General features: G+C 62.3%; 22 protein-coding genes and 1 tRNA gene. 15 read left to right on the top strand and 8 right to left on the bottom strand.

Translation table 11 applies throughout. The annotated features are described in order from the left end of the window. Positions 1–70: 70 nt before the first annotated feature. The 8 genes from BLU15_RS08630 to BLU15_RS08595 all read left to right on the top strand — a co-directional run bounded on the left by BLU15_RS08630 (position 71) and on the right by BLU15_RS08595 (position 4,706). Positions 71–511: a DUF2948 family protein gene (locus BLU15_RS08630; RefSeq protein ID WP_034797590.1), complete on the top strand. Its 441-nt coding sequence runs from the start codon at positions 71–73 to the stop codon at positions 509–511. 43 nt (positions 512–554) lie between these two features. After that, entirely contained in the window at positions 555–1,859 is a 1,305-nt protein-coding gene (hisD, locus tag BLU15_RS08625) for a histidinol dehydrogenase (RefSeq protein ID WP_060522280.1), read from the top strand. Continuing rightward, complete coding sequence (locus BLU15_RS08620; protein ID WP_034797007.1) at positions 1,856–2,332, top strand: UPF0262 family protein; 477 nt, start codon at positions 1,856–1,858, stop codon at positions 2,330–2,332. Before hisD ends, BLU15_RS08620 begins: the two co-directional genes overlap by 4 nt. Positions 2,333–2,346: 14 nt before the next feature. Beyond that, a complete protein-coding gene (locus BLU15_RS08615) occupies positions 2,347–2,814 on the top strand; it encodes an arsenate-mycothiol transferase ArsC (protein WP_034797006.1) in 468 nt (155 codons plus the stop codon). Positions 2,815–3,085: 271 nt separating this feature from the next. Beyond that, positions 3,086–3,304, top strand: coding sequence for a translation initiation factor IF-1 (infA, locus tag BLU15_RS08610; protein WP_004435948.1), 219 nt, complete (start codon positions 3,086–3,088; stop codon positions 3,302–3,304). 147 nt (positions 3,305–3,451) lie between these two features. Beyond that, positions 3,452–4,072 (top strand): Maf-like protein, encoded by a 621-nt coding sequence (locus BLU15_RS08605; protein ID WP_034797002.1) that lies wholly within the window; start codon positions 3,452–3,454, stop codon positions 4,070–4,072. A 4-nt stretch (positions 4,073–4,076) separates the two neighbouring features. Beyond that, positions 4,077–4,289 (top strand): DNA gyrase inhibitor YacG, encoded by a 213-nt coding sequence (yacG, locus tag BLU15_RS08600; protein ID WP_034797000.1) that lies wholly within the window; start codon positions 4,077–4,079, stop codon positions 4,287–4,289. 341 nt (positions 4,290–4,630) lie between these two features. Further along, a tRNA-Phe gene (locus BLU15_RS08595) sits at positions 4,631–4,706 on the top strand. Between the two features lie 78 nt (positions 4,707–4,784). Here the strand turns inward: BLU15_RS08595 and BLU15_RS08590 are convergent. Next, a complete protein-coding gene (locus BLU15_RS08590; protein WP_034796999.1) occupies positions 4,785–5,684 on the bottom strand; it encodes a LysR family transcriptional regulator in 900 nt (299 codons plus the stop codon). Positions 5,685–5,782: 98 nt separating this feature from the next. Here BLU15_RS08590 and BLU15_RS08585 point away from each other — a divergent pair, with 98 nt between their 5' ends. The 7 genes from BLU15_RS08585 to BLU15_RS08555 all read left to right on the top strand — a co-directional run bounded on the left by BLU15_RS08585 (position 5,783) and on the right by BLU15_RS08555 (position 13,580). Continuing rightward, a complete protein-coding gene (locus BLU15_RS08585; protein WP_090294987.1) occupies positions 5,783–6,853 on the top strand; it encodes a 4-oxalomesaconate tautomerase in 1,071 nt (356 codons plus the stop codon). A gap of 54 nt (positions 6,854–6,907) precedes the next feature. Further along, positions 6,908–7,888, top strand: a complete 981-nt coding sequence (locus BLU15_RS08580; RefSeq protein ID WP_244546723.1) for a Bug family tripartite tricarboxylate transporter substrate binding protein — start codon at positions 6,908–6,910, stop codon at positions 7,886–7,888. Position 7,889: 1 nt separating this feature from the next. After that, positions 7,890–8,411, top strand: coding sequence for a tripartite tricarboxylate transporter TctB family protein (locus tag BLU15_RS08575; protein WP_082566601.1), 522 nt, complete (start codon positions 7,890–7,892; stop codon positions 8,409–8,411). 1 nt (position 8,412) lies between these two features. Continuing rightward, positions 8,413–9,918, top strand: a complete 1,506-nt coding sequence (locus BLU15_RS08570) for a tripartite tricarboxylate transporter permease (RefSeq protein WP_034796995.1) — start codon at positions 8,413–8,415, stop codon at positions 9,916–9,918. A 197-nt stretch (positions 9,919–10,115) separates the two neighbouring features. Beyond that, positions 10,116–11,162: an acyltransferase family protein gene (locus BLU15_RS08565; RefSeq protein WP_034796993.1), complete on the top strand. Its 1,047-nt coding sequence runs from the start codon at positions 10,116–10,118 to the stop codon at positions 11,160–11,162. A 177-nt stretch (positions 11,163–11,339) separates the two neighbouring features. Continuing rightward, positions 11,340–13,103 carry a flagellin N-terminal helical domain-containing protein gene (locus tag BLU15_RS08560; RefSeq protein WP_090294985.1) on the top strand — a complete coding sequence of 588 codons (1,764 nt, stop codon included), beginning with the start codon at positions 11,340–11,342 and terminating at the stop codon, positions 13,101–13,103. A gap of 255 nt (positions 13,104–13,358) precedes the next feature. Continuing rightward, on the top strand, positions 13,359–13,580 hold the full coding sequence (locus BLU15_RS08555) for a hypothetical protein (RefSeq protein WP_090294984.1): 222 nt from the start codon (positions 13,359–13,361) through the stop codon (positions 13,578–13,580). Between the two features lie 105 nt (positions 13,581–13,685). On the opposite strand, the gene BLU15_RS08550 is transcribed toward BLU15_RS08555, so the two are convergent. From BLU15_RS08550 to BLU15_RS08520, 7 genes are all read right to left on the bottom strand, one after another. Next, the gene (locus BLU15_RS08550; protein ID WP_089043372.1) at positions 13,686–14,933 is read right to left on the bottom strand and encodes a glycosyltransferase family 2 protein; all 1,248 of its coding nucleotides are present in this window, start codon (positions 14,931–14,933) and stop codon (positions 13,686–13,688) included. A 470-nt stretch (positions 14,934–15,403) separates the two neighbouring features. Then, the gene (locus tag BLU15_RS08545; protein WP_043613096.1) at positions 15,404–15,790 is read right to left on the bottom strand and encodes a DUF930 domain-containing protein; all 387 of its coding nucleotides are present in this window, start codon (positions 15,788–15,790) and stop codon (positions 15,404–15,406) included. A 121-nt stretch (positions 15,791–15,911) separates the two neighbouring features. Continuing rightward, on the bottom strand, positions 15,912–16,373 hold the full coding sequence (locus BLU15_RS08540) for a YbaK/EbsC family protein (RefSeq protein ID WP_034796972.1): 462 nt from the start codon (positions 16,371–16,373) through the stop codon (positions 15,912–15,914). An 89-nt stretch (positions 16,374–16,462) separates the two neighbouring features. Beyond that, positions 16,463–16,651, bottom strand: a complete 189-nt coding sequence (locus BLU15_RS08535) for a hypothetical protein (RefSeq protein WP_034796970.1) — start codon at positions 16,649–16,651, stop codon at positions 16,463–16,465. A 127-nt stretch (positions 16,652–16,778) separates the two neighbouring features. Continuing rightward, positions 16,779–17,033, bottom strand: a complete 255-nt coding sequence (locus BLU15_RS08530; RefSeq protein WP_034796969.1) for a GlsB/YeaQ/YmgE family stress response membrane protein — start codon at positions 17,031–17,033, stop codon at positions 16,779–16,781. Positions 17,034–17,189: 156 nt separating this feature from the next. Continuing rightward, positions 17,190–18,485 carry an L-rhamnose catabolism isomerase gene (gene rhaI, locus BLU15_RS08525; RefSeq protein WP_090294982.1) on the bottom strand — a complete coding sequence of 432 codons (1,296 nt, stop codon included), beginning with the start codon at positions 18,483–18,485 and terminating at the stop codon, positions 17,190–17,192. 14 nt (positions 18,486–18,499) lie between these two features. Continuing rightward, the gene (locus tag BLU15_RS08520) at positions 18,500–20,599 is read right to left on the bottom strand and encodes a bifunctional rhamnulose-1-phosphate aldolase/short-chain dehydrogenase (protein ID WP_090294980.1); all 2,100 of its coding nucleotides are present in this window, start codon (positions 20,597–20,599) and stop codon (positions 18,500–18,502) included. Between the last annotated feature and the right edge of the window lie 158 nt (positions 20,600–20,757).

Genomic DNA, 20,757 nt, shown 5'->3' with positions numbered 1-20,757 from the left:
GCGCAACATCCTATGTCCATTTCAATTGTGGCACGGCAAGATGTGCGGCGAAACGAAAGGAATGGATGGCATGACCGGATTGAAGCTGCTGGCGCTCGACGAGGAGGATCTCGCTGTCGTCTCCGCCCACGTCCAGGATGCCGTGTTCAAGGTTTCGGGCCTGGAATACGACGCGCGTCGCAAGCAGTTTTCTCTCATCGTCAACCGCTTCGTCTGGGAGACGGCCGATGGCAAGCGCCGCTCCTTTGAGCGCCGGCGTGCGGCTCTCCTCTTCAAACGTGTGAATGCAGTGCGCTCCGTCGGCTTCGACCGGCGTGACGGCGAGGCGGTGCTCGATCTGCTGACGCTGAAGTTCGCGCTGCAGGGCGAGGGGCCGGAAGGCACGCTGGAGTTGGTTCTGGCTGGCGACGCCTCGATCGCGCTTGACGTCGAATGCATCGAAACGCAGCTTGCGGATACCGGCGGGGCGTGGGAAACCGCTTTCAAGCCCAAGCATCCCGAAGGCGCTTGACGCTGATCGACCCGACCGACACTGGCATACAAGGACGTCCCCTTTGGCAATCAGGCTCAATTTTCTCGACGGTGACTTCGAACAAAAGTTCGCGGCATTCCTGACGACCAAGCGAGAGGTGTCCGAGGACGTCAATGCGGTGGTCAAGGCGATCATCGACGACGTGCGGGCACACGGTGACGCGGCGCTCGCCGAATACTCCAAGCGTTTTGATGGCGTCGATTTCCAGACGACGCCGATGGCGGTCAGCGCCGCCGAGATCGATGCGGCGATCCAGGCGGTCGAGCCGGAAGTTCTCGGCGCGCTAAAGGTCGCCGCCACCCGCATCGAGGCGCACCATGCCCGCCAGCGCCCGAAGGACGATATCTACCAGGACGCCATGGGCGTCGGCCTCGGCTCGCGCTGGACTGCGGTCGATGCCGTCGGCCTCTATGTGCCCGGCGGCACCGCGAGCTATCCGAGCTCGGTGCTGATGAACGCGCTGCCGGCAAAGGTTGCCGGCGTGTCCCGCATCGTCATGGTGGTGCCGGCAACCGGCGGCAAGATCAACCCGGCGGTGCTGGCTGCTGCACGCCTTGCCGGCGTCGAGGAAATCTACCGCATCGGCGGCGCGCAGGCTGTGGCCGCCCTTGCCTATGGCACCGAGACGATTGCACCGGTTGCCAAGATCGTCGGCCCGGGCAATGCCTATGTGGCTGCGGCCAAGCGCCAGGTCTTCGGCACGGTCGGCATCGACATGATCGCCGGCCCCTCCGAAGTGCTTGTTATTGCCGACAAGCACAACGATCCGGACTGGATCGCAGCCGATCTCTTGGCCCAGGCCGAGCACGATGTCGGCGCCCAGTCGATCCTGATCACCGACGATGCGGATTTCGGCCAGGCGGTCGAGAGCGCGGTCGAGCGGCAGCTGAAAACGCTGCCACGCGCCGAAACGGCGTCGGCAAGCTGGCGCGATTTCGGCGCCGTCATCCTCGTGCCCGATCTTGAGAAGGCCGTGCCGCTCGCGAACCGCATCGCTGCCGAACACTTGGAGCTGGCGCTTGCCGACCCCGAACCGATGGTGGCCAAGATCCGCAACGCCGGCGCGATCTTCGTCGGTCGCCACACGCCCGAGGTCATCGGCGACTATGTCGGCGGCTCCAACCACGTGCTGCCGACCGCCCGCTCCGCGCGCTTCTCCTCCGGCCTTGGCGTGCTGGATTACATGAAGCGCACGTCGATCCTGCGGCTTGATGCCGAACAATTGCGGATCCTCGGACCGGCGGCCATCGTGCTGGCAAAATCCGAAGGCCTTGAGGCCCATGCGCGCTCCGTCGCCATTCGCCTCAATCTCGGGGACGCTGGATGAAGGCGGACCGCAACCAGCGTCTCTGCGATGTCGTTCTGGACGAGACCATCGGCCGCTCGACCCCTGACGTGGAGCATGAGCGCGCGGTTGCGATCTTCGACCTGCTCGAAGAAAACCTGTTCGAGCCGGTCGGCCATCCAGGCGGCCCCTATAAGCTCAATCTCTCGCTCGTCGACGCCAAGCTCGTCTTTGCGATCTCGACCGACAAGGGCAGCGACGTCGCCACCCATATTCTGTCGCTGACGCCGTTCCGCCGGATCGTGAAGGACTACTTCATGATCTGCGAAAGTTACTACGAAGCGATCCGCTCGGCGACGCCGAGCCAGATCGAGGCGATCGACATGGGGCGCCGCGGCATTCACAACGAGGGTTCGCAGACGCTGATGGATCGCCTCTCCGGCAAGATCCGGCTGGACTTCGATACCGCCCGCCGCCTGTTCACGCTCGTCTGCGTGCTCTACTGGCGCGGGTGAGGGCGACGACCGGCATGGCGGGAACCGAGGCTCAGCGCTTGAAAATGCCCCGCTCGGTCCTCTTCATGTGCGGCATGAACGCTATTCGCTCGCCGATGGCCGAAGCGCTCGCCAAGGCGGCGCTGCCGGCCGGAACCTATGTCGCCTCCGCCGGCGTGCGGCATGGCGAACGCGACCCCTTCGTCGACGTGGTCATGGCCGAAGTGGGCCTGAGCCTCGGTCGCCACCAGCCGCATACGCTCGATGAACTCGAGGATGACTATTTCGACCTTATCGTCACGCTGGCGCCGGAGGCGCATCACAAGGCGCTCGAATTGACGCGCTCCATGGCCGTCGACGTGGTCTACTGGCCGACGCCGGATCCGACGGTGGCTGCCGGCACGCGCGAGCAGATCGTCGATGCCTACCGCGCCGTGCGCGATCACCTGTCGACGCTGATCAATCATCGGTTGATCGGCTCCAGGAAGTCGGAAGACGCTTGAGAGTGTTGCGAAAAATCCCCGCGCGGTCCGCAGTCTCCGTCGCTTCCATGCCGGCGTAAATCTCGATCGATTTAAGACTAGAGACATGGAGCGGTACGAAGTGCTATAGCGGCTTCGCGCTTCTGATCCGACGCGCGGCACAGTAGCCCGTCACAAAAGCGCAAAAGCCGGTCTTAGATGGTTCACAAATCCTCGTCGATTGTGTAGTTTCCGGCGAATTTTTCGGGATACCTGACGGTTCCCTAAACAAAGATAGAAAGAACAGTCCTACATGGCGAAAGAAGAAGTCCTTGAATTTCCGGGCGTGGTCACCGAATTGCTTCCGAATGCGACCTTCCGCGTGAAGCTCGAAAACGAGCATGAGATCATCGCTCACACTGCCGGTCGTATGCGCAAGAACCGCATTCGCGTGCTTGCCGGCGACAAGGTTCTCGTTGAAATGACCCCGTACGACCTTACCAAGGGCCGTATCACCTACCGCTTCAAGTAAGCCGCTCCGGCTCTTAGCAATTCCTGGAGCATTTCCGCTTCTACTTCGAATCGCGAAAACGCTCTAACCTTTGGTTGGATTGCAATTCCAGACGTAAACCGCCTATCGCATTTTGCTGGAATTGCTTTGGAGTGACGGCTCGTTCCGATGACAGTGGCCAAGAAACTGATACTTGCGTCCGGTTCGCCGCGTCGCGTCGAGCTTCTGGCGCAAGCCGGCATCGAGCCCGCGCGCCTGATGCCGATGGATCTCGATGAGACGCCGAAGCGTGCCGAACATCCGCGTTCGCTCGCAAGGCGCCTGTCGGCCGAAAAGGCGCGAGCGGCGCTTGCTGCAGTCAAGGGCGAGGCCGGCTGGGACGGAAGCTACATTCTGGCAGCCGATACGGTCGTTTGCGTTGGCCGCCGCATCCTGCCGAAACCGGAACTCGTCAGCGAAGCCTCGAGCGCGCTGCATCTTCTTTCCGGCCGCAGTCATCGCGTCTACACCGGCGTCTGCCTGATCACCCCGGACAAGACCGTGCGCCAGAAGGTCGTCGACACCAAGGTGCGCTTCAAGCGCCTGTCCGGTTTCGATATCGAGAGCTATCTCGCCTCGGGCCAATGGCGCGGCAAGGCGGGCGGCTACGGCATCCAGGGCATCGCCGGCAGCTTCGTGGTCAAGCTCGTCGGCTCCTACAGCAACGTCGTTGGCCTGCCGCTTTACGAAACCGTCAGCCTGCTTGTCGGCGAAGGCTATGACGTGCACAATCGTTGGCTGGAAGGCTGAACGAGTGACCGACGAAACGAAGAAAAGCGCTTCGAACGTTGCGCCCCTGCGTGCACCGCGCCCGTGTCCGGAATGTGGCCGGCCGTCGCATCGGGAACACTATCCCTTCTGCTCCGACCGCTGCCGCAACGTCGACCTCAATCGCTGGCTCTCCGGCTCCTACGCTATTCCGGTCGCCGACGACGAGGCGAAGGCCGACGACGGCGACGACCGCTAGGCGTACCGCTGCGGCCGGACCCGCCGGTCCGGCTTTTCCTTCCCCGCATCCTCTTTGCCGCGAACGACGCCTCGAAGATCCTCGCGCGTCACCGGGTGCGGGCGATCATCTTTTTCGGCTTCCAACGGCCACTTTCCACGAAAAATGGACCAGGGAGAGGATGCGATCTCTCTGAAACTCCTCGCTTTTTCGGCGTTTCGATTGTCCACAGGATTTCGGTCAAAAAACTTTCATTTGGCGCTGGACACCGCCGAACAAGATGCTATAACCCCGCTCGTTCCCGGGGCAAACACAAGCGCCCCGATGGTTCCGAAAGGAGCCGATGCCCGAAACGGCAGGATGCCCGGATAGCTCAGTTGGTAGAGCAGCGGATTGAAAATCCGCGTGTCGGTGGTTCAAATCCGCCTCCGGGCACCATTCTTTCTTCTCGAAGATCTTGGTTCCTTCAAGCGCTGCCGTGTCGTTTCCTTGCGTCCGCTGTGCGGCTGCGCTCCTTCAATACGTCGTCCACTCCTGCACCAACATCTCGCGAAAGCGGATGGCGGCCGGTGATAGTCTGCCGCCGCGGCGTTCGACAAGGCCGATGGTGCGGCTGACGGTGGGGGCGGTCAGCGGCACGGTGGCGATAACAGGGTGTTCGACCTGGGGTGTGGCCAGCCGCGGCATCACGGAGATGCCGAGGCCCGCCTCGACGAGGCCGAGCGAGGTCGAGAGGTGGTTGACCTCGTAGAACCAGTTGAGCTGCACCTGGGCCGTTGTCAGCGCCCGGTCGAGCACGGCACGGTTGCCGCTGGTCTTGCTGACGCCGATGAGCGGGTGGCCGGTCAGATCCGCCCAGGTCAGTTGCTTCGAGGTCGCCAGCGGATGATCGCGGCGGCAGGCGAGCACGAACGGGTCGTCGACGAGCGGCGTGAAGCTGAGATCAGGGCGCGCCGCCCCAGTGATGTTGATGCCGAATTCGACCTCGCCGTTGGCGACCGCATCAAGCCCCTCATTGGCCGAGAGATCGAGGATTCGGAAGCGGATGCCCGGGAATTTCTCGTTGAAGGATTGCACAACCCTGGGAAGAAAATAGAAGGCCGCGGTCGGGACCGAGGCGATGGTGACCTGGGCGCGGTGTCGCCCACCGAGGTCGCTGATCGAGAGGATCGATTCCTCGAATTCGTCGACCAGACGCCTGACCAGTGGCAGAAGCTCCCGCCCGACCTGCGTCGGCGCCACGTGCCGGGTCGTGCGTTCGATCAACTGCGCGCCGACGGAGGCTTCAAAGCCCTTGATCCGCCGTGAAAGCGCAGGTTGTGAAAGATTGAGCTGGCGGGCAGCTTCGTTGAACGAGCCGAGGTCGAGTACGGCGAGAAAAGCCTTGAGGTCGAGGAATTCGAAATTATTGCGCATATCGGAATAATTACGCCATTCTTTGCATTTCACAACAGATTTGATCCGTGAGATCCCTCCGATCAGCCGGTTGCGGCCGGTTCGAAGGAGCATGCGGAATGGATGACTTGATCAGGATACCCTGCGTGATGATGCGCGGCGGAACGTCGAAGGGACCGTTTTTTCTGTCTCGCGATCTTCCGGCTGATCCCGTCGAGCGCGACCGCCTGCTGATCGAAATCATGGGCTCCGGCCACCCGCTGCAGATCGACGGTCTCGGCGGCGGCAACTCGCTGACGAGCAAGGTCGCGATCGTCGGTCCGTCGAGCCGTCCGGAAGCTGATGTCGATTATCTCTTCGCCCAGGTGAAGGTGCTGGAGCGCAGCGTCGATACGGCGCCGAACTGCGGCAACATGCTCTCGGCCGTCGGCCCTTTCGCCATCGAGGCCGGCCTGGTTCTGCCGACCGGCGACGAAACGGTCATCAAGGTTCACAACGTCAACACCGGCAAGATCATCGACGCCCGCATTCAGACCCCCGGCGGCGCGATCGCCTATCAGGGAGAGGCCGCCATCGACGGCGTGCCGGGCAAGGCCGCCCCTGTCTATCTGGCCTTTCGCGATGCGATCGGCGCCAAGACCGGCCGACTGCTGCCGAGCGGCAAGGCGACCGATGTCATTCTCGGTCTTGAAGTGACGCTGCTGGACGGCGCAACGCCGGTGGTGATCATCACCGCGGAGGATATGGGCTACAGCGGCTCGGAGCCCGCTGCAGCTTTCGACGCCGATACGGATTTCATGGCCCGGCTCGAGGAAATCCGGCGGGAGGCCGGAAGGCTGATGGGGATGGGGGATGTCAGCCAGTCGGTTCTGCCGAAGCCGGTGCTGATCGGGGCGCCCGCGAACGGCGGCGATCTGGCCGTACGCTATTTCACGCCCGCCAATTGCCACACCGCGCTTGCAACGACCGGTGCCGTAAGCCTCGGTTTGGCGGCAACGATCCCGACCGGCCTGGTGGGTCGGCGTTTTCCGGAGCTTTCGCTGCCGGCGACGCTCGCCTTCGAGCACCCGACCGGTGAACTGCGGGTAAGGGTCGAGAAGGCCATAGGAGACAATAGCCCGACTGTGTCTGTGATGCGCACCACGCGTCGGCTGTTTGAAGGTGCGGCTCTTGTTCGCAAAGACGCTTAGGGTCTTGCAGAGCAACGTGTCGCGAATGCATTAACGAACTGGGAGGAGAACAAAATGCCCATGAAATTTACCCGTCGCGTCGCCCTGGCCCTGTGCGGGGCCGCCATGACCATGTCGGTCGCAGCCCCTGTGATGGCGCAGGAAGCCTATCCGTCCAAGCCGATCACGCTGGTGGTTTCCTATGCCGCCGGCGGCGGCACAGATGCCATCGCCCGCGTCTTTGCCGCGCGGCTTGAAAAGGCGCTCGGCGGTCGCGTCATCGTCGAAAACCGGCCGGGTGCCGCCGCCAACCTTGGAACCGAAGTCGCCGCTGCGGCTGATCCCGACGGCTACACCCTGCTGATCGGCAATCAGGGCCCGATGGTCGTCAACCCGCATATCTTCAAGCTGAAGGCCGATCCGGGCACGGACCTCGATCCGATCGCGATGATCGCGGATGCGTCCCTCGTCGTCGTTGTCGGACCATCACTCAAGGTCAACACGCTCGGCGAACTGGTCGAGGCGGCCAAGTCCGGCGAACTGGTCTATGGTTCGGCCGGCAACGCCTCGGCCAGCCATCTCGGCGCGCTGCTGCTCGGCCAGACCGCCGGCATCAAGGTCAGGCACGTTCCTTACAAGGGCGCAGGCCCGGCGGTGAACGACCTCGTCGGCGGCCACATTGACTTCATGGTCACCACCATTCCCTCGGCGATCGGGCTGATCGAGAGCGGCACGCTGAAGGCGCTTGCCGTCACCGGCGACAAGCGCTTTGCGAGCCTGCCGGATGTGCCGACCGCCATTGAAGCCGGCGTTCCGGGCTACACGGCCTCGGCCTGGTATGGCCTCGTCGGTCCGAAGGGCATGCCGGCGGACGTAAAGTCGAAGCTCGAGGCGGCGACGACCGAGACGCTCAGCGATGCCGACGTGCTCGACAAGCTGAAGAACGACGGCGCCGTGCCGTCCTCCATGGGCCCCCAGGCCTTTGCCGATTTCATGGCCAAGGAGCGCGCGCGCTGGGGCGACGTGGTGAAAGCGGCCGACATCAAGGTCGAGTAAGATGGAAGCCACGTCCACGAACACTGAAACCGAGCCCTCCGCGGGAGGGCTCGGCCGGGAGAGGCTTGCCGGCATCGTGCTGGTCGGCCTCGGCGGGCTTGGCCTGTGGGCCGGCTCCGATCTGCCCTTCATGACCTCGGAAGGCGTCGGCTCGGGGCTGATGCCGCGGCTGCTTTCCCTCGTCATCCTGGGGCTCGGGCTCCTGCAACTGGTGCTGAGCCGAAAGGATCCGGGGCCTTCGACCGGCCGCTGGGCGATCCGCGAGACGATCCCCGTCATCCTCGGCGTCGTTCTCTTTGCCGTTACGGTGCGTGGCTATCATCTCGGTCCGGTTACCATTCCTGGTCTCGGCCTCTCGATCGCCTGTCCGCTGGCGGTCGTCGCTTCCGGCCTGGCCGCGCGCGATGCGCGCCTTGGCGAACTTCTTGTCTTTGCCGCCGTGCTAACAGCCTTCTGCATCGGCCTCTTTCGCTATGCGCTCGGGCTTTCGGTTCCCGTTGCGCCCTGGCTTCTAGGATACTGAGATGCTGGACGTCTTTATCAATCTCGGCCTCGGCATGACCGTGGCGTTCACCCTGCAGAACATCGCGCTCTGCTTCATCGGCTGTCTCATCGGCACGCTGGTGGGCGTGTTGCCCGGCGTCGGCCCGGTTGCCACAATCGCGATCCTGCTGCCGGTCACCCTCTCGCTCGATCCGACCGGCTCGCTGATCATGCTCGCCGGCATCTATTACGGCGCCCAGTACGGCGGCTCGACCACGGCGATCCTCGTCAACATTCCCGGGGAAGCGACCGCGGTCGTCACCGCCATCGACGGCCACAAGATGGCCCAGAAGGGCCAGGCGGGGCTTGCGCTCGGCCTGGCGGCGATCGGTTCGTTCTTTGCCGGCACGGTTGCCACCATCGTGATTGCCGCTCTCGGCGTTCCGATGACGCGCATGGGCCTTCTCTTCGGCCCGACCGAGTATTTTTCGCTGATGATCATGGGCCTCGTTTTTGCCGTCGTGCTGGCGCACGGTTCGCTTCTGAAGGCGGTTTCGATGATCCTCATCGGCGTGCTGCTCTCCTGTGTCGGCGCCGATATGGAAACGGGTCGCGAGCGCATGACCTTCGGCCTTGAAATGCTCCAGGACGGCATCGAATTCGTCGTGCTGGCCATGGGCATCTTCGGCTTCGGCGAGATCTTCAAGAACCTTGCCGATCCGGAATCCCGCGATGTCGTGCGCAGCCGCATCGGCCGCCTGTGGCCGACGCTGAAGGAGCTGAAGGATAACTTCCCGCCGATCCTGCGCGGCACCTTCCTCGGCTCTGTCCTTGGCGTTCTGCCGGGCAACGGCGCGATCCTCGGCCCCTTTGCCAGCTATGCGGTGGAAAAGCGTATGTCGAAGCGGCCGCAGGACTTCGGGCATGGCGCACCGGCGGCCGTCGCCGGCCCGGAAAGCGCCAACAATGCCGGCGCGCAGACCTCGTTCATCCCGCTTCTCACCCTCGGCCTGCCGCCGAATGCGGTGATGGCGCTGATGGTGGGCGCGATGATGATCCAGGGCATCGTGCCCGGGCCACAGGTGATCGAGCGCAATCCGGAACTGTTCTGGGGGCTCATCGCCTCGATGTGGATCGGCAACCTCATGCTGGTCATCATCAACCTGCCGCTGATCGGTCTGTGGGTGAAGCTGCTGCGCGTGCCCTATCGCCTCCTGTTTCCGGCCATCGTCTGCTTCTGCTGCATCGGCCTCTACTCGATCGCCAACGATGCGGCCCAGGTAATGATGGCCGCCCTGTTCGGGATCATCGGCTACGCCCTCTACAAGCTCGAATTCGAGCCTGCGCCGCTGGCGCTAGGCTTCGTGCTGGGCCGCTTGCTAGAGGAGAAGCTGCGCCAGTCGCTGATTATCTCCGGCGGCAGCCCGCTGACCTTCCTGCAATCGCCGCTGTCGGCAATTCTGCTGGCGATCGCCGTCATGGCGCTTGTGATCGCCATCTCGCCGTCGATGCGGCGAAACCGCGACGAGGTCTTCAAGGAAGCCTAAGGGTTGCTTCTAAACGTTGGAAAGGCCACGGGCACGCCGCGCCCGTGGCCTTTCTGTTTTCGGGCAGGCGCGCGAGGTATCGTCGCCGATCGGTCAAGAACATCGCTCCTCTTCACAAGTGCGCGGAAGCGGCGTAATCTCCAAGGATATTCTTAAGTAGAAATAATTTAAGTAATAGATCCTGCGGGGACAAAGGAATGGCTGCGACGGGAGCGCGCGGCGACAGGCGGGAGCAAATTGACGGGCTTCGCGTGATCGCCATGACGGGGGTATTGTACGTTCATTACTGGAACGAGCATCCCACACTTGAATCTGTTCGAGTTTCACTCTTCTTCATCATCAGCGGCTTCTTGATCGGGGTGATCCTGCTGTCGGCAAAAGACACCCAGGCAACGATCAACGTCACCAATTTCTACATTCGCCGCTCGCTTCGCCTGCTCCCGGCGCTGTTCCTGATGCTGTTCGTGGCGGCACTGTTCAACATGGATGGCATACGCAACAGCCTGGCGTGGCACACGTTTCAGATGTCGAGCCTGTATTTCGCCATCACCCAGGACTGGGAGCCCTGGGTTGCCGCGCATCTCTGGAGCCTCAACATCGTCGAGCAGTTCTACCTTACCGCTCCGCTGATCATCATCTTCCTGAGCCGGCGGCATATTTTCGTGGCCTATGTCCTCATCTTCACGATGTCGGTGATCGCCCGAACCTATAGCGACGAGCTCGGTCTTCTCGCCTGGTCAAACATCGTTCTTGCCTTTGACCCGGTGGCGGCAGGGGCGATCCTGGCGCTGGTCAAGGACAATGCCGATGTGCGGGCGGTTCTGACGAGCAAGCTCAACAACCTCGCGTCTGTCGCGATCATCGCGTCGCCTCTCTTCGTCGGTTTCAAGTTCGGCCATTCGGAAACCTATAAGTTGCTTTGCATCTACGCGCTGGCCTCGATCGTTCTGAGTTCCTACATCGGATACAAGGGCGTGTCGGCCTATCTCCTGGCAAACCCCGTCACGCGCTTCCTCAGCCGCGTCAGTTACGCGACCTATGTGTACCACATGGCGCTCTGGTGGCTGGTCGCCGAACAGTGGCCGGCGCTCTACAGGGCGGGGCCGATGACGTTCCTCATCATGAGCACCATCACGGTCATCGTCGCGACGATTTCCTGGCATCTGGTGGAAAAGCACTTCGACGCCCTGAAAGCCTTGTTCCCCGTAACCCAACCGGTGCCGCTGGCGGCCGAGCGTGCCTGACCCCGCCTGCAGGGCGAGGAGCAAGGGCGCAATTATTGCCAACCATCGGAAGGGCTGACGCAATATTTGCGCCCCGAGGCGAGGTTTCTTAAGTCGGTGTTAACCACGTATTTGGTTGTATCGCCACAATCACAGCGGCCCATGAAGGGCATTTTTCAATTTTAAGATGTCACTAATATGGTCAGCATTCTCACGAACGCTGGAGCGATTTCTGCGCTCCAGACTCTGCGTACGATTAACTCCGACATGGCTCAGGTCCGCGGGCAACTGAACTCGGGCCTGAGAATTCAGACGGCGGCCGACAACGCCGCCTATTGGTCGATCTCGACAACCATGCGCTCCGACGCCAAGGCCGTGTCTGCGGTCCAGGACGCGCTCGGGCTGGGAGCGGCCAAGGTCGAGACGGCCTATGCGGCGATGGATGCCGTTACCGGTATTCTCAGCGAGTTCAAGGCCAGGCTGGTGACGGCGAGGGAGCCCGGCGTCGACAAGGGCAAGCTCCAGAAGGAGCTCGACCAGCTCAAGCAGCAGATCCTGAGCATCGTGGATTCGGCGAGCTTCAGCGGACAGAACTGGCTGAGAACCAATGTCTCCGACATCTATGACAGCGATCTGAATCGCACGTCCGTCGCCTCCTCGTTTTCGAGAGACGCCCGAAACGGCGTGTCGCTGAACACGGCCGACTTTTTCCTGCGGGACTCCTCGCTGTTCAACAGCACCGGCGGCGGCATCCTGCAGGCCGACACGCGGGATCTGAGGACCGTCGGCGGGATCCGCTTCGTGACCTCGGTCGATGTCGACGGCTACACCACCAACAGCAACTACAACAACCGGGCGGGCCAGGCTGGCGAATTCGTGTTCCATTTCACGGGGCCGCTCAGTTTTTCGAACGCGGGCGACAAGATCACGTTTGACGTCATCGTCGACAAGGACAGCAGCTCTCAAGGTCTCTCGCTGCCGCTACACGCCGGAAAGACGACCTCGGTCACCGTCGATCGCACCACCGTCGATACGGTGCTCGGCGCCGCTGCCAACGGCGTGATATCGGACTACACGCAATATGCAGCAGTGCTCGACCACGCGGTCAAGCAGGCGGGGGCCGGCGCCACGGTCAAGACATATAGACACCCCTATGAGCCTTACGCCCCCATTATCAATCAAATCGGCTTCATGACACAGCAGAATTCCGGCCTCGACGGGTCCTATGTCGAGGTCGCCAATCTGGTCGTCAGCACGTCGAGCGGCGGCGGAGCTGGTCTCGTTGAAAACTCGGATTTCGGCGAGCGCGGATCGGAGATGACGCTGACGTTCGAGCAGTTCGAGGTCTACAAAGACGTCGTCGTATCCTTCAATTTTTCGGTGAACGGCGAAGCTCCCAGCACCCATTCCTTCGACCGCAATCAGGTGAACGCGCTGCTGGGCAAGGATACCGGCAAGATCGAAACGGTCGACGAGATGGTGACGGTGCTTCAGTCGCTCATCACCCGGCCGAACACCATCATTCAGAACAACGGCTCAGGCGGCATCCTGATAAAGTCCGATCCGGCCGTCGATCGGAAATCCGGTGCCGGAACCTTTATCGGCTTCACCAACATTGACGTGAACATCGAACCGATCGCCCGCAGAAACTTCCTTGACGTCGATATCGCGGCCAACCCGCAATCGGTCGATTCCTATCTCCACTACATCGAAGTCGTCCTGCAGCGGACCATCGACGGTGCAGCGGCGCTCGGTTCGCTGCTGTCGCGCATCGACATGCAAACGACCTTCGCTCAAACGCTGATGGCGACGATCGACAAGGGGGTCGGGCGCCTGGTGGATGCCGACATGAACGAGACATCGACGCGGCTGAAGGCCTTGCAGTCGCAGGAGCAGCTCGGCATTCAGGCTTTGCAGATCGCCAACTCCAACGCTCAGAACATCCTGCAGCTCTTCCGCTGAGACAAGCCGCAGAGGTGGATTTGGAGGGCGCGATTAAGAGGGGAAAATATCGTCGGCTCTGCCGACCTGGCTTCGACTGACCCCGGAACTTAACCCAGCCGAGACTCCTCGGCTGTCACCTGCGTTACAGGCGTGTCGCAGCTTCTGCCTATTCTGGCGCCCGGGAGGACCTGAGCGGCGCAGTTCGTCGCCGCACAATTTAGGCCGCGACGTCCGGAAAAAACGGGGGCGCGGCCGGGTCAACGAGGATTAGACATGCGTAAACTTGCGACACTCTCTCTGGCAGCTTTGGTGACTGCGACGGTCGCCGTGGTCGGCGTTGCTCCGGCATTTGCCGGCGGAAGCTACTACAAGGGCGTATCGACAACGCCCATCAACGAAGGCCACAAGAGCGAGAAGTACAACCCTGAGGCCAAGGTCGTGAACCGCCCACCGCCGCGCAACGGCGCCTATTACAAGGGCATCATGCGCAAGTAATGCGGTATCCGTGGGGCGTGCGTGGTCAAGCGGCCTTTTTGCCCGTCGCGCTACCCGGCATAACCTGCGAAACAAACGAGGGCGCCAGCGGCGCCCTTTTATATTTTAAAGCAGAACGTGGTTGAGGATGTCGCTTTCGCTGACCACTAGGTTCGGCAGGTGCCCCTTGCGAAGATAGTGCTTGCGATCGCTGTCGGCCGTGACGAAGACGGCAGTGCGGGCAATTTCGTCCGGCGTGAGTTCCGTTGTACCGGGAACGACGGCGATATGGGAGCGCAGGCCAAGGTCACGCAACAGCTCTTCGATCGCACCATGGTCTTCGACGCCGTGCAGCACCAGACGATCGATCTCGGCGACCGCGTTCGTGTGCCACATCACCGTCTGCAGGGCGACCATGAGCGGCAGAACGCCCTTTGATCGCTGCAGTTCGGGATGGTGTTCGAAGCCGCCGAGCATCAGGCGGGTATAAAGCTCATAGGCGCGGATGTAGTCCTTCTTCGCGAGCCACATGCGCAGGGCGACCGTCATGCGCAGCATGGTGAAATCCCTCACCTGCGCATCGAGATAGGCCCGGCGCTCCGGTGTTAGCCGCACCGCGCCGCGCTTGGCACCGGAATAGAGGAAATATTCAAGGCCGCCGCGGTAGCTGTCCCAGGCGGTGAGCACGTCGGCATGGCCGGCTTGCGGCCGGTCGCGAGCAATCTTCGAACGGGTGACCTGTCGGTAGAACGGCTTTCTCAGGAAGGCGACGGCGCCCTGCTCCAGAAAATGGGCGAGATAGGCGAAGGCCCAGTAGGCGAAGTTCCTGGGCACCCAGGCCGACCGTAGTGCCGACGCCCGGTAGATGCCGATTTCCGGAAACACGTGTCGCTCGCAGAGGAAGTCGAACACTTCCTCTGAAGCGCGCTTCTTGAACTTCGTGTCCTTGTCGACGATGTAGAACGGCGGATCATCGCGCTCCTCGACTTCGTCATGCGTGTACCAGGGCGCGTAGCAAGCGGTGACTTCCGGATTGAGATCCAGGTAGCGGATCGCCTCGCGCATGCCTTCGTTGATCAGGATGTCGTCGTCGGCGAGATAGAGCACATATTCGCCGGTCGCGCGGCTGAAGGCGCTGACGACGTTGGCGCCGGAACCGTAGTTTTCCGCCTGCCTGAGGTAGCGGATCGGCAGGCCCTTGGCGATGAAACGCTCGGCCACGTCGCGCGTGTCGTCCGTAGACGCGTTGTCGGAGATGATGATCTCGTACTTATAGGAGAATTGGTAAAGGTCGACGAAATAGGCGAGCGACTTCTCGAGAAAGGCTGCGCGATTGTAGGTTGGAATGCAAATGCTCAGCTTAACCTGGCTCACGCGCCTCTCCATGGTGCTTTTCTCGCGCGGTTTCCAGTCTCTTCGGACGTTGCCGTTGCCCGCATCGCCAGCCCTGGCGCTGCCCGCACGGCGCAGGTGTCCCGCGCATACAGGGAACGCCCCCTGCACATTCCTTATTCCGCTTCGATCTTGTGTGAGCCTTGTCTTGGATAGGCGATGTCGGCCCCCTCTCGGCGCCGGTCGAGCGCAGTTAACGCTTTGTTAACCATGCTGGCGCACTCTCGGATCAGGCTCACGCCGCCCCTTGTGCGACGGACCGGAGCTGCCGGACGGGATACGCCGTCGCGTTCGTTCCGATGGAGCCGAGGTAAGGGTGTACGATATGGCAGAGCACATGATGAAAATGCTGATGAGCATCATGGCCGCGCTCTCGTTCGGCTCCCTGCTCTTTCTCGTGGCCATCCTCTAGGGCTCTCTGCCCTCAAGGCCACCGCGTCCTTCGACGCCTGTCAGGGATAAAGGTAGAATTCGTCCCAGCTCTCGTGCGGCACAAGCTCACCGATCTTGTATTCGAAGGACAGGACATCCAGGTGCTCGGCGTCGGTGCGGCACTTGAACTTCAGCTTGTACCATTCGCCCTTGCTGCGGAACACAGCGCCCGGCGCCTTCATCTTGTCTTCCTTCACGACCGGTTCGGCGAAAGTATAGGCAATCACCTTGTCCGGTTTGAAGCTCGACTTGTCGGCGTTGATGCGCTCCATCGCTTCGGTGTCGCAGCGCTGCTCCAGGCGGGTCTGGGGGTCGAGCTTCTCGAACTGACGTACCAGGGACTGATCCATCGCCAGCGCCGGGGAGAATGTGGCGGCGAAGACGAGCGGGTACGCGAGTAGCTTCATGCTTGACGGACTCCTGGGAACGGACAGGACCAACCCGGCAAATCACTGCCGGGCGCGCGCTTGCGGTTTCAGTTAAGCTTTGTGGCCATTCCAAGGCATGCCCCGTATCCGCAACGGCAAACTACGCTTCCGATACGTCGATCCACTCGGCGCCGGTCAGCTCGGCGATGCGGGTCGGGCTGATGTGCACAGCCGCATTGGTGGCACCGGCGGCCGGCACGACGATGTCGTAGGCCTTGAGCGACAGGTCGCAATAGATGCTGTGCGGCTTGGCGAGACCGAAGGGGCAGACGCCGCCGACCGGGTGGCCGGTCTCGGCTTCCACCTCGTCGAACCCAAGCATGCGCGCCTTTGTGCCGAAGCGGGCCTTGTACTTCTTGTTGTCGAGGCGGGCGTCGCCACGCGTGACGATCAGGATCACGTCGTCGCCGACGCGAAGCGCCAGCGTCTTGGCGATCTGGGCGGGCTCGACGCCGTGGCCCTCGGCCGCAAGAGCAACCGTGGCGGTGCTTTGTTGTAGCTCGATGACGTCGATATCTGGGGCGTGCTGGGAGAAGAAGTCTTTGACGGAGGTCAGGCTCATGGCGAACAGTTCACGTTGTTGAAAAGGCAAGGGGCGGCCGCCGCGGCGCAAGGAGCGCTAGGGTCCTTCGTGCCGGGCGCGCAAATCTCTCAATCGTCGTTGGAAGCGTCAAGGTCTTCCGGGCGCAGACCTTCCTGCTGCGGTGGCAGGTAGCCGTGATTGGTGAACCAGTTTTCGAGGATCGCGATGATCGCCTGATCCCGTGTCTGCATTCCCGGGTGATCCGCAATGAACGACTTGAGCGCCGTTTCGATCTTGTCGGTGTAAAGAGCGTTCATGCTCGCCTCCGTCTGGCTATGTGCGATGTCCCGTCCAGCAGATCACAGTGCTACAGCCCCCTTCGCGCGTCCAGATGGAACGGCCGGGGATATCCCGGGCGCGAAGGGTACTGCGGCCGGCGATGGGTCAGGCCTGTTTGACGATGCGGATCAGCACCAGAAGGATGACGGCACCGATCGTCGCGTGCAGGATCGCTGAAAGGATGCCGGTGCCGAGGCTGATGCCGATCGCCGGAAAGAGGAAGCCGGCGATGAAGGCGCCGATGATGCCGACGACCATATTGCCGATGAGGCCGAAACCGCCGCCCTTGACAATGAGGCCGGCGAGCCAGCCGGCGACCGCGCCGACGATCAGGAAGACGAGAATGCTTTCAATGCCCATGAACGGGTCCCTTTCCGTTGAATCTCCAAGGGAAAGATAGATCAGGAATTGAAATCAGATAGGGGGCAATTTCATCGCGCAGCGATTTTTTGAGCTGTCGAGCGTGGGATGCGGCGCCGGGCCTCAAATGGCAGCCCGGCGCGGCTCGTTTCAGTGTCAGACGATACCGCCCCCGCCGCCGGCAACGGCCGGGCGCTCAGCCGCGACTTTCGCGCGGTAACCGCTCTTGCGATAGGCCGCGACAGGTGCGATTGCACCGCCGCTTTCGAGACGCGCCATCGCGAGAATAGGCTCGGCGTCGGTGCGGAAGGCTACCTTCAGCGTCTCGCTCGCCATCAGCGCGTCGTTGTCGTCCTGGTAGCCCGCGAGCGCCTGGCGGTCGACAATCAGCGCCTGGGCATAGGCGCGGCAGACCTCGGTGGCACTCGTCATCAGGCTTTCGATCGGGTCGGTGACGTTGTGGCTCTGGTCGAGCATGTGCGCCGGCTCGAACCCCTTGGCCTTGCGGGTCTCCGCATCGACGAGTTCGTTGAAGACGAGGAACAGCCGGTAGGGATCGATCGAACCGGTGTCGAGATCGTCGTCACCATACTTCGAATCGTTGAAGTGGAAGCCGCCGAGCTTGCCGAACTGGATGAGGCGGGCGACGATCATCTCGATGTTGACGTTCGGCGCATGGTGGCCAAGGTCGACGAGGCAGAAGGCCTTGGGGCCGAGCTCCTGGGCGATCAGGTAGTTGCTGCCCCAGTCCTGGACGACGGTCGAATAGAAGGCCGGCTCGAACATCTTGTGTTCGGTGTAAACGCGCCAGTCATCCGGCAGCGCCGCGTAGACCGATTTCATCGCGTCGAGATAACGCTCGAAAGCACGGGTGAAATTGCTTTGGCCGGGGAAGTTGGAGCCGTCGCCGACCCAGACCGTCAGCGCCTTGGACCCAAGCTGCTGGCCGATCTCGATGCATTCGAGATTGTGCTCCACCGCTTGAGCGCGCGTGGCGGCGTCGGCATGCGACAGCGAGCCGAACTTGTAGGAATGTTCCTGGCCCGGCGCGTCTGAGAAGGTGTTGGAGTTCATCGCATCGAAACCGAGGCCGAGCGACGTGCCCTTCTCTTTTAGTTTGGAAATGTCGCTCACCTTGTCCCAGGGGATATGCAGCGAGACGGTCGGCGTCGCCCGGGTCAACTGCTGGATGACCGCGCAATCCTCGAGCCTGTCGAAGATGTTGCGCGGTTCGCCCTTGCCGGGGAAGCGGGCAAAGCGCGTGCCGCCGGTGCCGACACCCCAGGAAGGGACGGCAACACCGTAGGCGGCGACCTTCCGTTTGATCTCGTCGATCGCGATGCCGCGCCGGCTGAGCCTTTCGCCGAGGCTCTCATAATCCCGGCGAAGTGCGGTGAGCCGGCTTTCGTTCTCGGCCTCGACGGTCGCCTGGCTGATCATGGTGGTCGTCATGAAACTCTCCTCGATCAGCGGGTGAAGGACTGGGCGTTGCCCGCGTCGACATTGATGATGTTGCCGGTCGATTTCGCCGACATGTCGGAGGCGAGGAAATAGATCGCCTCGGCGATATCCTCGGGGAAGACGCTGAGCTTCAGCATCGAGCGCTCGCGATAATGCGCCTCGAGGTCGTCCACATCCATCTTGTAGGCGGCGGCGCGCTGTTCCTTCCACTCGCCAGTCCAGATCTTCGAGCCGCGCAACACCGCGTCGGGGTTCACGACGTTGACGCGGATCTGCGCGCCAGCCCCTTCGAGCGCCAGGCAGCGGGCGAGGTGGATCTCGGCCGCCTTGGCGGTGCAATAGGCAGATGCGCCGGGGGAGGCGGCAAGGCCGTTCTTGGAGGCGACGAAGACGACGTTGCCGCCGGCCTTCTGCTGGCGGAAGATGCGGAAGGCTTCACGCGAGACAAGGAAGTAGCCGGTCGTCAGGATGTCGATGTTCTTGGTCCAGAGCGCCAGCGTCGTGTCTTCGATCGCGGCCGACGAGGCGAGGCCGGCATTGGAGACCAGGATATCGAGGCCGCCGAAGGCAAGCAGCGCGTCGGCAAAACCGCCCTCGACCGCCGCTTCACTGGTGACGTTCATGCTGACAGAGCGGACGAAATCCTTGCCGTAGCGCTTGGACAGTTCGCCTTCGGCCGCCGCAAGCGCGGTCTCATCGATATCGGCGAGCACGACGCAGGCGCCTTCCTGCATCAGCCGGTTGGCCGTCGCCTTGCCGATACCGCCGGCGCCGCCGGTAACGAGCGCGATGCGGCCGGCGAGGCTCTTCGGCTTCGGCATGCGCTGCAGCTTTGCTTCCTCCAGCAGCCAGTATTCGATGTCGAAGGCTTCCTGTTCCGGCAGGCCGACATAGGTGGAAACGCCGGAGGCGCCGCGCATGACGTTGATGGCGTTGACGTAGAACTCGCCGGAGATGCGGGCGGTCGCCTTGTCCTTGGCAAAGGTGATCATGCCGACGCCGGGCACGAGATAGACGACCGCGTTCGGGTCGCGCATGGCGGGGCTGTCTTCGTGCTTGCAGCGCTCGTAGTAGGCCGCATAGTCGGCGCGATAGGCGGCGATCGCTTCGGGCAGCGCTGCCAGCGTCTTGTCGACATCGGGACTGGCCGGATCGAAATCGACCACCAGCGGCCGGATCTTGGTGCGCAGGAAATGATCGGGGCAGCTGGTGCCAAGAGCGGCCAGCGGCTTCAGATCCTTCGACGTGACGAAATCGAGCACGGCCTGGCTGTCGTCGAAATGGCCGACCTTCTTCTCGTCGGCGCTGATCAGCCCGCGGATGACCGGCATCAGCTTGCGGGCGACGTCGGCGCGGGCGGCCGCGTCGAGCGCCGGCTTCACCGCGCCGCCAAAAGCAGGCTTGGTGTTCTCGGCCTCGAACCAGGCGATCGCCTTGTTGATGATCTCGACCGTCGTCTCGTAGGCTTCTTTCGCCGTGTCGCCCCAGGTGAAGAGGCCATGGCTTTCAAGCACCACACCGCGTGCGCGCGGGTTTTCCAGGCAGAACTTTTCCAGCCACAGGCCGAGCTCGTAGCCCGGGCGCTTCCACGGCAGCCAGCCGATGTCGTCGCCGAAGATCTTTGCCGTCAGCTCGCGGCTGTTCTTGGCCGCGGCAATCGCGATGATTGCGTCGGGATGCATGTGGTCGACATGCTTCTTCGGCACGTAGGCATGCAGCGGCGTGTCGATCGAGGCGGCTCGTGGATTGAGGTTGAAAGTGCAGTGCGGCAGGTAGCCGACCATCTCGTCTTCGAACGCGACACCGCGATAAATCGACTTCAGCGCGTTGAGCTTTTCCATGTAGAGAGTGGCAAAACCGTCGAGCTTGATCGTTCCGACGTCGCCGCCCGAACCCTTGACCCAGAGCACCTCGACCGTGCCGCCCCCAAGCGGATCCTTCTCCATCACCTTGGCCGAGGTATTACCGCCGCCGTAATTGGTGATGCGCTTGTCGGAGCCGAGCAGGTTGGAGCGATAGAGCAGGCGCTCGGATTCGCTCATGCCGGCAGCCTTTGCCTCGTCCCAAAGGTTTGCAAGTCGCGCACCCTGCTGCTTGTCGAGCATCTCGAATTTCCTCCCGGTCTGATATCGCGCGGCTTGGCGACCGCGCAGAGATGTGGTTGGCATCAGATCACAGGACTTGAGCGTTAAAGTCAATCAAAAACGATCAAGTTCGCGCATACTGCGCTGCACAATGAAAAAATATGATTGTTTGTGATTGA

It is taken from the genome of Ensifer sp. YR511, from assembly GCF_900103045.1.
Classification (GTDB): domain Bacteria; phylum Pseudomonadota; class Alphaproteobacteria; order Rhizobiales; family Rhizobiaceae; genus Ensifer; species Ensifer adhaerens.
This window is presented reverse-complemented; position numbering and strand designations above follow the sequence as displayed.